Origin of the sequence: Bordetella genomosp. 9, assembly GCF_002261425.1 — a bacterium.
Lineage (GTDB): Bacteria > Pseudomonadota > Gammaproteobacteria > Burkholderiales > Burkholderiaceae_B > Bordetella_C.
This window is the reverse complement of the sequence record NZ_NEVJ01000003.1, coordinates 1,415,275-1,428,321: the sequence shown is the minus strand read 5'-3', so window position 1 is coordinate 1,428,321 and position 13,047 is coordinate 1,415,275. Positions and strand designations below refer to the sequence as shown.

At 65.8% G+C, this 13,047-nt stretch carries 10 protein-coding genes, 2 tRNA genes and 1 rRNA gene; 9 read left to right on the top strand and 4 right to left on the bottom strand.

The features are described from left to right. The first annotated feature begins 32 nt into the window (after window positions 1-32). From CAL26_RS17595 to CAL26_RS17585, 3 genes are read left to right on the top strand one after another with little or no spacing between them, the layout of a single operon-like run. Window positions 33-809 carry a glycosyltransferase family 2 protein gene (locus CAL26_RS17595; protein WP_094849938.1) on the top strand — a complete coding sequence of 259 codons (777 nt, stop codon included), beginning with the start codon at window positions 33-35 and terminating at the stop codon, window positions 807-809. Then, window positions 806-1,930, top strand: a complete 1,125-nt coding sequence (locus tag CAL26_RS17590; RefSeq protein ID WP_094848110.1) for a glycosyltransferase family 4 protein — start codon at window positions 806-808, stop codon at window positions 1,928-1,930. Before CAL26_RS17595 ends, CAL26_RS17590 begins: the two co-directional genes overlap by 4 nt. 8 nt (window positions 1,931-1,938) lie before the next feature. Beyond that, window positions 1,939-2,667, top strand: coding sequence for a polysaccharide deacetylase family protein (locus CAL26_RS17585; protein WP_094848109.1), 729 nt, complete (start codon window positions 1,939-1,941; stop codon window positions 2,665-2,667). Window positions 2,668-2,681: 14 nt separating this feature from the next. Here the strand turns inward: CAL26_RS17585 and CAL26_RS17580 are convergent, their stop codons facing one another. From CAL26_RS17580 to CAL26_RS17570, 3 genes are read right to left on the bottom strand one after another with little or no spacing between them, the layout of a single operon-like run. Continuing rightward, window positions 2,682-2,975, bottom strand: a complete 294-nt coding sequence (locus CAL26_RS17580) for a YkgJ family cysteine cluster protein (RefSeq protein WP_094848108.1) — start codon at window positions 2,973-2,975, stop codon at window positions 2,682-2,684. Continuing rightward, entirely contained in the window at window positions 2,975-3,739 is a 765-nt protein-coding gene (locus CAL26_RS17575) for a YdcF family protein (protein ID WP_094848107.1), read from the bottom strand. Before CAL26_RS17575 ends, CAL26_RS17580 begins: the two co-directional genes overlap by 1 nt. Window positions 3,740-3,753: 14 nt before the next feature. Next, window positions 3,754-4,770, bottom strand: a complete 1,017-nt coding sequence (locus tag CAL26_RS17570; protein WP_094848106.1) for a glycosyltransferase family 9 protein — start codon at window positions 4,768-4,770, stop codon at window positions 3,754-3,756. A gap of 67 nt (window positions 4,771-4,837) precedes the next feature. Between CAL26_RS17570 and msbA the strand changes: the two genes are divergently transcribed. The 3 genes from msbA to CAL26_RS17555 all read left to right on the top strand — a co-directional run bounded on the left by msbA (window position 4,838) and on the right by CAL26_RS17555 (window position 9,069). After that, the gene (msbA, locus tag CAL26_RS17565) at window positions 4,838-6,652 is read left to right on the top strand and encodes a lipid A export permease/ATP-binding protein MsbA (protein ID WP_179283385.1); all 1,815 of its coding nucleotides are present in this window, start codon (window positions 4,838-4,840) and stop codon (window positions 6,650-6,652) included. A gap of 172 nt (window positions 6,653-6,824) precedes the next feature. Beyond that, on the top strand, window positions 6,825-8,438 hold the full coding sequence (locus CAL26_RS17560) for a copper resistance CopC/CopD family protein (protein WP_179283384.1): 1,614 nt from the start codon (window positions 6,825-6,827) through the stop codon (window positions 8,436-8,438). Window positions 8,439-8,508: 70 nt separating this feature from the next. After that, the gene (locus CAL26_RS17555; RefSeq protein WP_094848103.1) at window positions 8,509-9,069 is read left to right on the top strand and encodes a DUF924 family protein; all 561 of its coding nucleotides are present in this window, start codon (window positions 8,509-8,511) and stop codon (window positions 9,067-9,069) included. Between the two features lie 18 nt (window positions 9,070-9,087). Here CAL26_RS17555 and rng read toward each other — a convergent pair whose 3' ends face one another. After that, complete coding sequence (gene rng / locus CAL26_RS17550) at window positions 9,088-10,572, bottom strand: ribonuclease G (protein WP_094848102.1); 1,485 nt, start codon at window positions 10,570-10,572, stop codon at window positions 9,088-9,090. 603 nt (window positions 10,573-11,175) lie between these two features. Between rng and CAL26_RS17545 the strand changes: the two genes are divergently transcribed. From CAL26_RS17545 to CAL26_RS17535, 3 genes are all read left to right on the top strand, one after another. Continuing rightward, window positions 11,176-12,706: ribosomal RNA gene (locus tag CAL26_RS17545) — 16S ribosomal RNA — on the top strand. Window positions 12,707-12,790: 84 nt separating this feature from the next. Next, window positions 12,791-12,867: transfer RNA gene (locus CAL26_RS17540), tRNA-Ile, on the top strand. 11 nt (window positions 12,868-12,878) lie between these two features. Further along, window positions 12,879-12,954: transfer RNA gene (locus tag CAL26_RS17535), tRNA-Ala, on the top strand. Window positions 12,955-13,047 lie beyond the last annotated feature (93 nt).

The following is a 13,047-nucleotide window of genomic DNA, read 5'->3' as shown; positions in this document are numbered from 1 at the left end:
ACGACGCGCCGCAGGTCACCGACGGTCCGCGCATGAAGCTTTCGGTCATCGTCATCACCAAGAACGAGGCGGCGAATATCGTCGCCTGCCTGGACTCGGTGGCGTTCGCCGACGAGTTCATCGTGGTGGATTCCGGCAGCACCGATAACACCGTCGAACTCGCGCGCTCCATGGGCGCGACCGTGGAACAGACCCACGACTGGCCCGGCTTCGGTCCGCAAAAGAATCGCGCGCTGAACCTGGCCGAAGGCGAATGGGTGCTGTCCATCGATGCCGACGAACGCGTCACGCCGGAACTCGCCAGCGCCATCCAGCAGGCCATCGCGGCCCCGCAATTCGACGCCTACGAAATCGCCCGGCTGTCGGATTTCTGCGGCCGCTTCATCCGCCACAGCGGCTGGTGGCCCGATCACGTGCTGCGCCTGTTCCGTCGCGGGGCGGCGCGCTTCAGCGACGCCGCGGTGCATGAAAAAGTGGTGCCCGCGCGGCCCGGCGCCATCGGCCGGCTGCAGGGCCATTTCCTGCACTACCCGTATCCGCACCTGGACGCGCTGGTCAACAAGGTCAATCGCTATTCTTCCGACGCGGCGGCCATGATGCATGCGCGCGGCAAGCGCACCGGCATCTTCGGCGCGCTGGGGCATGGTTTCTGGACCTTCATCCGCATCTACCTGATCCGGCGTGGCTTTCTCGACGGCCGCCATGGGCTGGTCCTGGCGGTGACGGCGGCGGCGGGCAGTTTCTTCCGCTATGCCAAGCTGATGTTCCTATCCGAAAACGCGCGCCGCGACGGCGCTCCCCGCCCTTGAAAATCCTTTACACGAACTTCCATCCGCGCAATGGCGGGGGGCACGTCACCTACATCATGAACCTGGCGCGTGGGCTGCGGCACGCGCACGACATCACCGTCGCCACGCCGGGCACCAGCCGGCTGTACCGCTATGCCGGAGAACTGTCCGGCGTGCGCGCGGTGGACATTCCTTTTCGTTCGCGCGCGGCGGCGCTGTTTGGCGAATCGGCGGCCTTGCGGCGCCTGATCCGCACCGAACGCTACAACCTGATCCACGTGAACGGATCGACGGACCATCGGCTGGCGATGATCGCCACCCTCGGAATGCGGCGTCCGCCCATCGTCTTCACCAAGCACAACGACCTGCCGCTCGATACCGTGGGACATCGCATGCGCGCGCGCTTCGGCACGGACAGCGTCATCGCGGTCAGCGAGTTCGTCGCCGGACTGCTGCGGCGGTCGCCCTATGGCCGGCTGCCCATCGCCACCATCCGCCATGGCATCGACACGGATTACTTCGCGCCGCCGTCCGACGCGTTGCGTCCCGCCTTGCGCGAAAAATATTTCGGCCCCACGGCCCCCGGCAAGATCCTGCTGGGCAGCTCCGGCGGAACGGACTACGACAAGGGCTGGCTCGATCTGCTGGTTGGCCTGGCGCAGCTCGCGCCGGAAGAACGCCAGCGCTTCCGCGTCCTGGTGGCGGGCGACCCGCCCAATGACGAGAAGATGGCGCGCGTGCGCGCGCTGGGCGTGCAGGACCAGGTGGTATTTCCCGGTCTGCTGGACGACGTGCGGCCCGTGCTGGCCGCCTGCGACGTCGGCTTCGTGCTGTCCTACCGCGAGGCCTTGTCCTTCGCCTGCCGGGAAACCATGTCCCTGGGCCTGCCGGCGCTGGTATCGAACGCCGGCGGCCTGCCCGAGAACGTCAGCGACGGCCACGACGGCTGGATCGTGCCGGCGCGCGACCCGCGCGCCATCGCGGAGGTGTTGCGCGGCATGCTGGCCGATCCGTCGCGCGTGCTGTCCATGGGCGCGGCGGCGCGCGCGAAAAGCCTGCGCGAATTCAACCTGTCCACCTTCGTCGACGCGACCTTCGGGGTCTACCTGGCGACGCTGGGGGCCCGGCGCCCGAACCTATAATCGCCGCCATGGCTATCCCCATCCTGATGTACCACCAGGTCGGCCCGCTGCCGCCGCGCGACACGCCATATCGCGGCCTGACCGTGGACACGGCCGATTTCGAGCGGCAGATGTCCTGGCTGCGCCGCTTCGGCTATCGCGGCCTGTCCATGCGCGAGCTGATGCCGTATCTGCGCGGCGAGCGCAGCGGCAAGGTGTTCGGCATCACCTTCGACGACGGCTACCGCAACGTGCACCGCAACGCGCTGCCCGTGCTGGCGCAGTGCGGCTTCACCGCCACCAACTATTTCGTCGCCCGCCAGTTCGGCGGCAGCAACGTCTGGGATCATGCGCAGGGCGTGCCGCCATCGCCGCTCATGACCGCGGCGGAAATGCGCGAATGGGCGGCCGCCGGCAACGAGGTCGGCTCGCACACCCTCGATCACGTGCACCTGCCGCAGCTCGCGCCCGACGAGGCGCGGCGCCAGATCGGCGCGTCGCGCCAGGAACTCGAAGACGCGCTGGGCGGCCCGGTCACGGCATTCTGTTATCCCTACGGCGAATACAACGAAGCCGTCATGGCCATGGCGCGCGAGGCCGGCTACGAAAATGCCACGCTGACCAAGCGCGGCCTGGCCAATGCCAAGGATAACCCGATGGGATTGCCGCGCGTACTGGTGGCGGGCTCGACGGGCCTGCTGTCCTTCCTGCGCAAGACCCTGACGTCCGCCGAAGATCGCAAGCGCCGCCGCTGGTAGGGGCGGCGCGGGCGTCAAGGCGTGGGCGCGGGCGCGGTCGCGGGTGCGGTCGCCGCTTCCAGGCGCGTCAGCCACGCGATGGCGTGGCCGCGATCGGGGCCGCACATATCCGCCGCCGGCCGCAGGCCGCCGCAGAAATCCGGCCTTTCCGGTTTCCCGAATACCGCGCAGCGCATGTCGTCGGTCAGCTGCGCGCAGCGTACGCCGGCCGGCTTGCCCGCGGGCATGCCCGGCAGCGGACGCGTGATGGACGGCGCGATGCAACAGGCGCCGCAGCCCGGCCGGCAGGAGACGGGGGAGGCGTCCATCAGATCCAGCCCCGCAGCCAGTACAGGAAGAGCCCCGTGTACTCCTTGATGATGGAGCGGCTGCCGTCGAACGCCCGCTCGTCCGGCAGCCAGGGCGAAATCCGCGGCGAGGCCGGCAGCTCGATCTGCGGTTGCGATGGCGCGGGAATCGCCGTCACGCCCTGTTTGCGGAATGCCGCCATCGCGCGCGGCATATGCAGGGCCGAGGTCACCAGCAACACCGTGCGGATGTTGTGTTCCTTCAATTGGCCTTCCGTCAGGATGGCGTTCTCATACGTCGTGCGGCTGTCGTTTTCCAGGATCATCGCGCTGCGCGGCACGCCGGACTGGCGCAGCGCGTGGGCCATGCCCTCGGCCTCGCTGACGTCTCCGCTCAAGGCGCCGCCCGACAGGACGATCCTGGGCGCCCGGCCGGCGTCGTACAGCTGTTCGGCGGTCTGGAAGCGCCGGATCGCGGTCTCGCGTTCGTAGGGCAGGAACCAGTTCGCGCGGTCGTTGGCGATATTGCCGCCCAGCACCACGATGGCGTCGGCGGTCGGCAGTTCCGCCGGGGACCGATAGGGATATTCGCTTTCCAGGATGCCGCCCAGCCACAGCGTGGTGGCGGGCAGGGACCAGGCATAGGCCCAGGCCGCCCCGATCAGCGCCAGCGCCAGGCCGGTCCTGCGCCAGCGCAACAACGCCAGCACCACGCCCAGGCCCACCAGCGTCAGGCACAAATACAGGGGGATGATCAGATAAGCGAGAAGACTGACGATAGACATACCGCGACAATTGTTCAGGCCGGCGCCGCGCCTGTCAATTCATGCGGCGTCCGGCCGCCCATGCCGGCAGTCCCGGCATTCAACAGCGCTTCCGCTTCGCCCAGGACTTCCTGCACGCCTGGCCAGCCCTGGTCGGACCCCAGGCAATGCGCGGACGCCGACCACGGCCCGGTGCGTTCGCGCTGCGTGACGCCGAACAGGGTGATCTGGCGCGCCCCCGTGGCGGCCGCCACGTGCGACACCCCGGAATCGTTGCATATGACCAGCGCCGCGCGGGTGGTCAGCGCGGCATAGGCGCCCAGGCCCACGGCCGGCAGCAGCAGGGCGTCCGGCGCGTTGGTCCGGGCGGCTTCCACTTCGGCGGGGGGCGGGCACATGGCCACCCGGACGCCGCGGGCCTGCAATGCGCGGGTCAGCTCGGCGAATCCGGGCCACACCTTGTTGCGGCCCCGATGCAGGCCGGTCGCGGTCGGCGCGATCAGCACGAAGGGCGCCTGTCCCAGGCCCGCGCCGTCCAGGGTGGCCTGCGCCTGCGCGTGGTGCGCCGCGGTCAGGGCCAGGCCGAGCTCGGCGGCGGGCGCCGCGTCGCCGGCGGGCAGCCCCCAGCGCAACAGCGCCTGGCGCGCCAGGTAATACCAGGACTCCACGGCGTGCAGCGACGCGGCGGGCTTGTCCACCGGCCAGCGCAGCAGCAGGCTGCGGCCGTCGTCGCGGTAGCCCGCCACCGGCAGCCCGGCCAGGCGGAAGGCCGCCGCGCTGGACAGGGAATCCGGCAGCGCCAGCGCCACGCCGCCCCTGCCGGCCTGCCGCACGTGCTGGCGCACGGCGCCGCGGTCCTGCCAGAACGCGCCCCGCATGGCGATGAAGTCGTCCTGGCCGGCCACGCCGGCGAGCAGATCCCTGGCCCAGGGGCGGGCGCACAGGACGAGCGGCAGCCCGGCGCCGCGCAGCAGGCGCAGGGTAGGCAAGCTCATGCAGACATCGCCTACCCAATTGGGCAGCCGCACATACAGACGCGTGATGGATGGCATAAAAGAGGTAATCAGCAATGTGAAGAACACCGCAACCGCCCCGGGCTGTCATGCGGCCGACGGTACAATGCCCTGCACGGATTGTATAAAAGCGAGAGATTTCTTGGATTCTGCCAATCGCACCAGGCCGTCCGGATCGCATCCGGTCAAGGCCGTGCTCTGGAAACGTATTTATTCGCGCGTCGGCACCCACTGGAAGGCCCTGTTCCTGGCGGTCCTGCTGATGGCCGGCGCCGCCGGCACCCAACCGACGCTGGCCGTCATCATGAAGCCCCTGCTGGACGACGGCTTCAGCGGCGACAAGCCCTATTATGTCTGGGCCATCCCGCTGGCCGTGGTGGGCCTCATCCTCCTGCGCGGGATCTGCAATTTCTTCAGCGACTACCTGCTGGCCTGGGTGGCCAACAACGTGCTGCGCGGCATCCGCCAGGAAATGTTCGACCGGCTGCTCGGGCTGCCCGACGAGCAGTTCAAGCGGGGCGATACCGGCCGCCTGCTGAACCGGTTCACCATCGATGCCGGCAACGTCACAGGCTACGCCACCGACGTCATCACCGTGCTGGTGCGCGAAAGCCTGGTCGTGGTGGCGCTCATCTGCGTGCTGCTGTACATGTCCTGGCTACTGACGCTGATCATCCTGGTCATGCTGCCGGTCTCCGTGCTGATCGCCCGCGTCTTCATCCGGCGCCTGCGCAAGATCAACCGTGACACGGTCAACATGAATGCCGAACTCACGCGCGTGGTGGGCGAAGGCATCGACGGCCAGCGTGTCATCAAGCTGTTCGACGGCTACGAATACGAACGCAGCCGTTTCGGCTACGTCAATTCGCGCCTGCGCCGCTTCGCCATGCGCAGCGCCATCGCCGACGCCGCGATGACGCCCCTGACCCAGGTCTGCATCGCCTTGTCCGTCGCCGGGATCATTGCCGTCGCGCTGGGCCAGGCCAATGCCGGCACGCTGACGGCCGGCAGCTTCGCCGCCTTCATGGCCTCGCTGGCGCAGCTGTTCGACCCGGTCAAGCGGCTGACCAATCTGGCCGGCCGCATGCAGCGCATGCTGGTTTCCGCCGAAAGCGTGTTCACCTTGATCGACGAAGTCCCCGAGCAAGAAACCGGCACCCGGACGCTGCCCGAGCCGATCCGCGGCCAGGTCGAATTCAGCGGCGTGTGCCACCGGTTCCCCGACGCCGCCCGCGATACGGTCAGCGATGTCTCGTTCGTCGTGAATCCCGGCGAAACGGTGGCCCTGGTGGGCCGATCCGGCAGCGGCAAGACCACGCTGGTGAACATGTTGCCGCGGTTCGTCAATCCGACCGCCGGTCGGATATCCATCGACGGCATCGACATCCAGGACCTGAGCTTCGGCAGCCTGCGTTCGCATCTGTCGCTGGTCAGCCAGGACGTGGTGCTGTTCGACGACACCATCGCGGTCAACGTCGGCTACGGCGCCCTGGGCCAGGCCAGCGACCAGCAGGTGCTGGAAGCCCTGGAAGCCGCCAACCTGCGCGATTTCGTCGAAGGCCTGCCCAAGGGCATCCACACCCCGGTCGGCGAAAACGCCGCGCGCCTGTCCGGCGGCCAGCGCCAGCGGCTGGCCATCGCGCGGGCGCTGATCAAGAATGCGCCCATCCTGATCCTGGACGAAGCCACCTCCGCCCTGGATAACGAATCCGAGCGCCAGGTGCAGGCTTCGCTGGAGCGCCTGATGAAGGGTCGCACCACCCTGGTGATCGCCCACCGGCTTTCCACCGTGCAGAACGCCGACCGCATCGTGGTCCTGGACGCCGGCAAGGTCATGGAGCAGGGCCGTCACGAAGAACTGCTGGCGGCCAACGGCCTGTACGCCTCGCTCTACCGCATGCAGTTCCGCGACGCCGAATAGCAACGGACGGCGCCGAACGGCGCCGGATATTGTTGGATGTCGCCAGGCTCGTCACTAAATGCGACAAGCCTGTCTCCTGATGGATAGAATGACGGGCGCGCGCAGTTTCGCCACCTGCCCAACCGGCGGGCTGAGCGGATACTGCCGCCCCAACCGAGTCAGGATCCTCGTCATGAGACGAATCGCGGCGGCCTTTTTTCTCGCATGCCTTTCCGTGCTGTCCGCCACGGCGCACGCCCATGCGCAATTGATGGAAATCGTGCCGGCGGACGGCACCGTCCTCGTCGCGCCGCCGCGCGACCTCATCCTGACCTTCAGCGAACCGGTCGCGCCGCTGGTACTCACCCTGCTGGGCCCCGGCGGCCAGACGGTGCAACTGGACCAGGCCGAAATCCGCGACACGACACTGTCGGTGGGAGTGCCCCCGCAAGCCCCGGCGGGCAGCTATCTTTTCAGCTGGCGCGTCGCCTCCGCCGACGGCCATCCGGTGGGCGGCACCCTGAACTTCGTCGTGGGGACGCCCGATCGCCAGGCCCGCGCCGCCGCGCCGCCTTACCACGCGCCCTTGCTCTATCCGGCCATCATCGTGGTCTCGCTCGCGCTGTTGGCGGGCCTGATGTTCGGCATCGGCGGCGTGGCCTTCGATGCCTGGGCGGCGCAATACGAAGCGGGCGGCTGCCGCAAGCACCTGCCCGCGCTGCTGGTGGCGGCCGTCGCCGCGCCGGTGTCGCTGGGCCTGCAAGGCCTGGATGCGCTCGGGGCGCCCTGGTCGGCCGTGATCACGCGCGCCTGCTGGAGCGCGGCCATGAGCACATCCTACGGCGGGCTGGTCTTGATCGCGGAAGCCGCCGTGCTGACGGGGATTTTCGCTTGTGTCGTGGCTTCGGCGCGCGGGCGTCGCGGCCTGGCGTCGCTGGCCATGCTCCTGCTGGGCCTGGCGCTGGCGTCCAGCGGGCATGCGGCCACGGCCACGTCCGGCATGGCCTCGCGCATCGCCGTGTTCCTTCACATTCTTGCGGCTTCCACCTGGCTCGGGGCGCTGGCCTGCCTGCCGATCCTGCTGCTGGCGGGGTATGGCGAAACGCCGCTGCGCCGCTTTTCCAGGGCGGCGCTGGCCATCGTCGTCCTGCTGGTCGCCACCGGCCTGGTGCTGGCGTGGTGGCAATTGCGGGAACCGGCGGATTTGTGGCGCACGTACTTCGGCAGGGTGCTGCTGGCCAAGCTGGCGCTCGTGCTGGCGCTGCTGGCCCTGGGCGCGGCCAACCGATGGCGATGGACCGCCGCGGCCTTGCGCGGGAATCTGGACGCCTTGCGCGCCCTGGTCCTCAACATACGCTGGGAAATCGCGCTGGCCCTCGCCATCCTGTTCGCGGTCACGCTGTGGCGCTTCGCCCCGCCGCTGGCCGAGCCGCAAGCCCTGTCCATGCCGGTCCGGCACGATACGGTGGCGCTGCGGGGCGCCGGCGGCGCGGGAGAGGCCCACGTCGTTCCGGGTTCGAACGGCCATGCGCGCGTGACCATCGCCATCACGGCGAATGACGGCAGCCCGCTGCAACCCAGGGAATTGACCACCACCTTCTCCATGCCGCGCATAGGCATCGAAGGCATCGTTCGACCGGCCCGTCCCGCGGACGGCGACGCTCGCGGAATGTGGGTCGTCGACGACGTCCCCCTGGTCATCACGGGAGAATGGCGCATCGTGGTCCAGGCCCTGGTGCCGGGGCGCGGCGGCATTTCGCTGGAAGGGCGCACCCATATCGACGCGGCCCGCCAGACGGCCCGCTGAAGCCGTCGCCCCGGATTGCCGATAATCTGGCCGATAATCTGGCCGTCATCAACGTGGGGGAGCCAGCGTCATGTCGAACACGCAACAGGACCTGCCGGCCGACGCCGCCAAGGTCCTGGAATTCTGGAAGGATGCGGGCCCGCGCAAATGGTTCGCCAAGGACGCCTCGTTCGACGCCGCGTTTTCCGGGCAATTCGCGGCGCTGCATCTGGCAGCCGCGCGCCGCGCGCTGGATCATTGGGCGGCCACGGCGCCAGGGGTGCTCGCCCTGCTGATCCTGTTGGATCAGTATCCCCGCAACGCCTACCGCGGCACCGCGCATATGTATGCCACCGATCCCCTGGCGCGATTCTTCGCCAGGCAGGCGGTGGAACAGGGACTGGACAGGCAGGTGGAAGCCGAGATGCTGGTCTTCTTCTATCTTCCGTTCGAGCATTCGGAAGACCCGGACGACCAGGCGCTCTCGGTGCAGCTGGCGCAGCGCCTGGATGTCCGCAGCAGGGATTTCGCCATTCTGCATCGCGACATCATCGCCCGCTTCGGCCGGTTTCCCCATCGCAACGCGCTGCTCGGCCGCGCCTCGACGGCGCAGGAGCAGGCATTTCTGGAGCAGGGCGGTTTCGCCGGCTAGCGCGGCCCCGGCAGGGCGTCAGATCAGGATCAGGTCGTACTGTTCCTGCGTATAGGTCGCCTCGACTTCCAGCGACACCGTCTTGCCCACGAAGTCTCCCAGCATCGCCAGGTGCTGGCTTTCTTCTTCCAGGAACAGGTCGACCACCTGCTGGGAAGCGAGGATACGGAATTCCTTGGGATTGAATTGCCGCGCCTCGCGCAGGATTTCACGCAGGATTTCGTAGCAGATGGTGCGCGCGGTGCGCACGTGTCCGCGCGACTGGCAGGTCGGGCATGATTCGCACAACTGGTGCGCCAGCGAATCGCGCGTGCGCTTGCGCGTCATCTCCACCAGGCCCAGCTGCGTGAATCCGTTGACCGTCATGCGCGTGCGGTCGCGCGCCAGGGCCTTGCGCAGCTCGGCCAGCACCGTTTCGCGATGCTCCGCGTCTTCCATATCGATGAAGTCCAGGATCACGATGCCGCCCAGGTTGCGCAGCCGCAGCTGCCGCGCGATGGCCTGCGCCGCTTCCAGGTTGGTCTTGAAGATGGTGTCGTCGAAATTGCGTCCGCCCACGAAGCCGCCCGTGTTCACGTCCACCGTGGTCAGGGCTTCCGTCTGGTCGACGATCAGGTAGCCGCCGGACTTCAGGTCCACGCGGCGCGACAGCGCCCGCTGGATTTCATCGTCCACGTTGGCCGTATCGAACAGCGGGCGCTCGCCGCTGTAGTGATGGATGCGGTCCACCACCGAAGGGGTATACACGCGCGCCCATTCCAGCAATTCGGCGGTAGTGGTGCGCGAATCCACGCGTATGGTGCCCGTGTGGGGTCCCACCATGTCGCGCAGCACGCGCTGCGCCAGCGTCAGGTCCTGGTGCAGCACGGTGGGCGCCGGATGGCTGCGGGCGGCCGCCTGCACGCTGCTCCACAGCTTGCGCAGGTAGTCCAGGTCGGCGCGCAGTTCCTCGTCCGTGGATCCCTCGGCCTGGGTGCGGACGATGAAGCCGCCTTTTTCGTCTTCCGGCATCAGGGCGCTCAGGCGTTCGCGCAACTGCGTCCGTTCGTTTTCCGAGTCGATCTTCTGCGAAATGCCGATATGCGGATCGTGCGGCAGATAGACCAGCATGCGCCCGGCCATGCTGATCTGGGTCGACAGCCGCGCCCCCTTGGTCCCCAGCGGATCCTTGATGACCTGCACCATCAGGGTCTGGCCCTCGAACAACAGCTTCTCGATCGGCGTGGGCGTCAAGCCCTGGCTGCGTTCGGCGCGGTTCTCGCGCAGGTCGGCGATGTGGATGAAGGCCGCGCGTTCCAGGCCGATATCCACGAAGGCGCTCTGCATGCCGGGCAGCACGCGCACCACGCGGCCCAGGTAGATGTTCCCGACGTGGCCCCGCTGGATGCTGCGCTCCACGTGCAGTTCCTGCACGGAGCCCTGCGCGACCACCGCCACGCGGGTCTCGAAGGGCGTGACGTTGATGAGGATGTCTTCGTATACGTCAGGTTGGGTGGCGGGCATGGCTGGCTTTATCGTCTGTTTGAATGCAAGGTGCGGGAAGGGCGCCGTAGCGCCAACTTCTGCACATCAGCCGAAGTCTATCCATAAAGCAGCGCGTCAGGCGCGATTACCCGCGTCGCCGGCACGCCGCAAAACTCTGTGCTATAGTCGCGCCCCTTCGCTGCTGAAGCGAAGGCGAGAGGAAGTTGCGGAGCGAGCGTAGCGCTGGCGCCGCGGGTCAGAGAAGCCAAGCAAGATAATGCGACGCTGATTTGACAGCCCCAAAAAAAGCCTTCATAATCTCGTTTCTCTGCTGCTGACACAGCAGCGACGCAAGGCAAACCAGCCGAGCGCCGCGGTGACAGCAAGCAGGACTGCTCTTTAAAAACTAACAACCGATAAGTGTGGGCGCTTGATGGATGTAGGCGCACCCGAGCCGAAGTGGTGTTTGGACGGTAACGTTCGAGCGCACGGCGGCCGGGGCCGAAGAAATCAAGTGCTCACAGAAGTAAGTGTCAGGAATCAGATGGTCGCAAGATCGTCTGGGTTCTATCACTTCCTTTGAGAGCGCTAAGCGAAAGACAGCCCGGGTCGATGGACCTTGGGTTGTACGAAACAGAGATTGAACTGAAGAGTTTGATCCTGGCTCAGATTGAACGCTGGCGGGATGCCTTACACATGCAAGTCGAACGGCAGCACGGACTTCGGTCTGGTGGCGAGTGGCGAACGGGTGAGTAATGTATCGGAACGTGCCCAGTAGCGGGGGATAACTACGCGAAAGCGTAGCTAATACCGCATACGCCCTACGGGGGAAAGCGGGGGATCTTCGGACCTCGCACTATTGGAGCGGCCGATATCGGATTAGCTAGTTGGTGGGGTAACGGCTCACCAAGGCGACGATCCGTAGCTGGTTTGAGAGGACGACCAGCCACACTGGGACTGAGACACGGCCCAGACTCCTACGGGAGGCAGCAGTGGGGAATTTTGGACAATGGGGGCAACCCTGATCCAGCCATCCCGCGTGTGCGATGAAGGCCTTCGGGTTGTAAAGCACTTTTGGCAGGAAAGAAACGGCGCCGGCTAATACCTGGCGTAACTGACGGTACCTGCAGAATAAGCACCGGCTAACTACGTGCCAGCAGCCGCGGTAATACGTAGGGTGCAAGCGTTAATCGGAATTACTGGGCGTAAAGCGTGCGCAGGCGGTTCGGAAAGAAAGATGTGAAATCCCAGGGCTTAACCTTGGAACTGCATTTTTAACTACCGGGCTAGAGTGTGTCAGAGGGGGGTGGAATTCCACGTGTAGCAGTGAAATGCGTAGATATGTGGAGGAACACCGATGGCGAAGGCAGCCCCCTGGGATAACACTGACGCTCATGCACGAAAGCGTGGGGAGCAAACAGGATTAGATACCCTGGTAGTCCACGCCCTAAACGATGTCAACTAGCTGTTGGGGCCTTCGGGCCTTGGTAGCGCAGCTAACGCGTGAAGTTGACCGCCTGGGGAGTACGGTCGCAAGATTAAAACTCAAAGGAATTGACGGGGACCCGCACAAGCGGTGGATGATGTGGATTAATTCGATGCAACGCGAAAAACCTTACCTACCCTTGACATGTCTGGAATCCCGAAGAGATTTGGGAGTGCTCGCAAGAGAACCGGAACACAGGTGCTGCATGGCTGTCGTCAGCTCGTGTCGTGAGATGTTGGGTTAAGTCCCGCAACGAGCGCAACCCTTGTCATTAGTTGCTACGAAAGGGCACTCTAATGAGACTGCCGGTGACAAACCGGAGGAAGGTGGGGATGACGTCAAGTCCTCATGGCCCTTATGGGTAGGGCTTCACACGTCATACAATGGTCGGGACAGAGGGTCGCCAACCCGCGAGGGGGAGCCAATCCCAGAAACCCGATCGTAGTCCGGATCGCAGTCTGCAACTCGACTGCGTGAAGTCGGAATCGCTAGTAATCGCGGATCAGCATGTCGCGGTGAATACGTTCCCGGGTCTTGTACACACCGCCCGTCACACCATGGGAGTGGGTTTTACCAGAAGTAGTTAGCCTAACCGCAAGGAGGGCGATTACCACGGTAGGATTCATGACTGGGGTGAAGTCGTAACAAGGTAGCCGTATCGGAAGGTGCGGCTGGATCACCTCCTTTCAGAGCAAGCGCGTGCGTTTGTCAAGCGGCCACACTTATCGGTTGTTGTTTAAGACTGGATCGAAAGCGGATCCGATGCGAATTGGGTCTGTAGCTCAGTCGGTTAGAGCACCGTCTTGATAAGGCGGGGGTCGTTGGTTCGAATCCAACCAGACCCACCAAGGTTTTATCTGGGGGTGTAGCTCAGCTGGGAGAGCGCCTGCTTTGCAAGCAGGATGTCATCGGTTCGATCCCGTTCACCTCCACCAATTGCCTTGTTTGATAAACGAGGCGGGTGCAGCGTCGAAGGGTCCGCGGAAAGAGTTCAACGATCAGTGTTTGAAGCGATATCGAAAAATACC

What these genes read in the sequence shown, in the direction of transcription:
- CAL26_RS17570 (WP_094848106.1), bottom strand. Translation starts at nt 4,770, where the DNA reads ATGCCATCCATCACGCGTCTGTATGTGCGGCTGCCCAATTGGGTAGGC.
- CAL26_RS17555 (WP_094848103.1), top strand. Translation starts at nt 8,509, where the DNA reads ATGTCGAACACGCAACAGGACCTGCCGGCCGACGCCGCCAAGGTCCTG.
- rng (WP_094848102.1), bottom strand. Translation starts at nt 10,572, where the DNA reads ATGCCCGCCACCCAACCTGACGTATACGAAGACATCCTCATCAACGTC.
- CAL26_RS17580 (WP_094848108.1), bottom strand. Translation starts at nt 2,975, where the DNA reads ATGGACGCCTCCCCCGTCTCCTGCCGGCCGGGCTGCGGCGCCTGTTGC.
- CAL26_RS17560 (WP_179283384.1), top strand. Translation starts at nt 6,825, where the DNA reads ATGAGACGAATCGCGGCGGCCTTTTTTCTCGCATGCCTTTCCGTGCTG.
- CAL26_RS17595 (WP_094849938.1), top strand. Translation starts at nt 33, where the DNA reads ATGAAGCTTTCGGTCATCGTCATCACCAAGAACGAGGCGGCGAATATC.
- CAL26_RS17585 (WP_094848109.1), top strand. Translation starts at nt 1,939, where the DNA reads ATGGCTATCCCCATCCTGATGTACCACCAGGTCGGCCCGCTGCCGCCG.
- CAL26_RS17575 (WP_094848107.1), bottom strand. Translation starts at nt 3,739, where the DNA reads ATGTCTATCGTCAGTCTTCTCGCTTATCTGATCATCCCCCTGTATTTG.
- msbA (WP_179283385.1), top strand. Translation starts at nt 4,838, where the DNA reads ATGCCCTGCACGGATTGTATAAAAGCGAGAGATTTCTTGGATTCTGCC.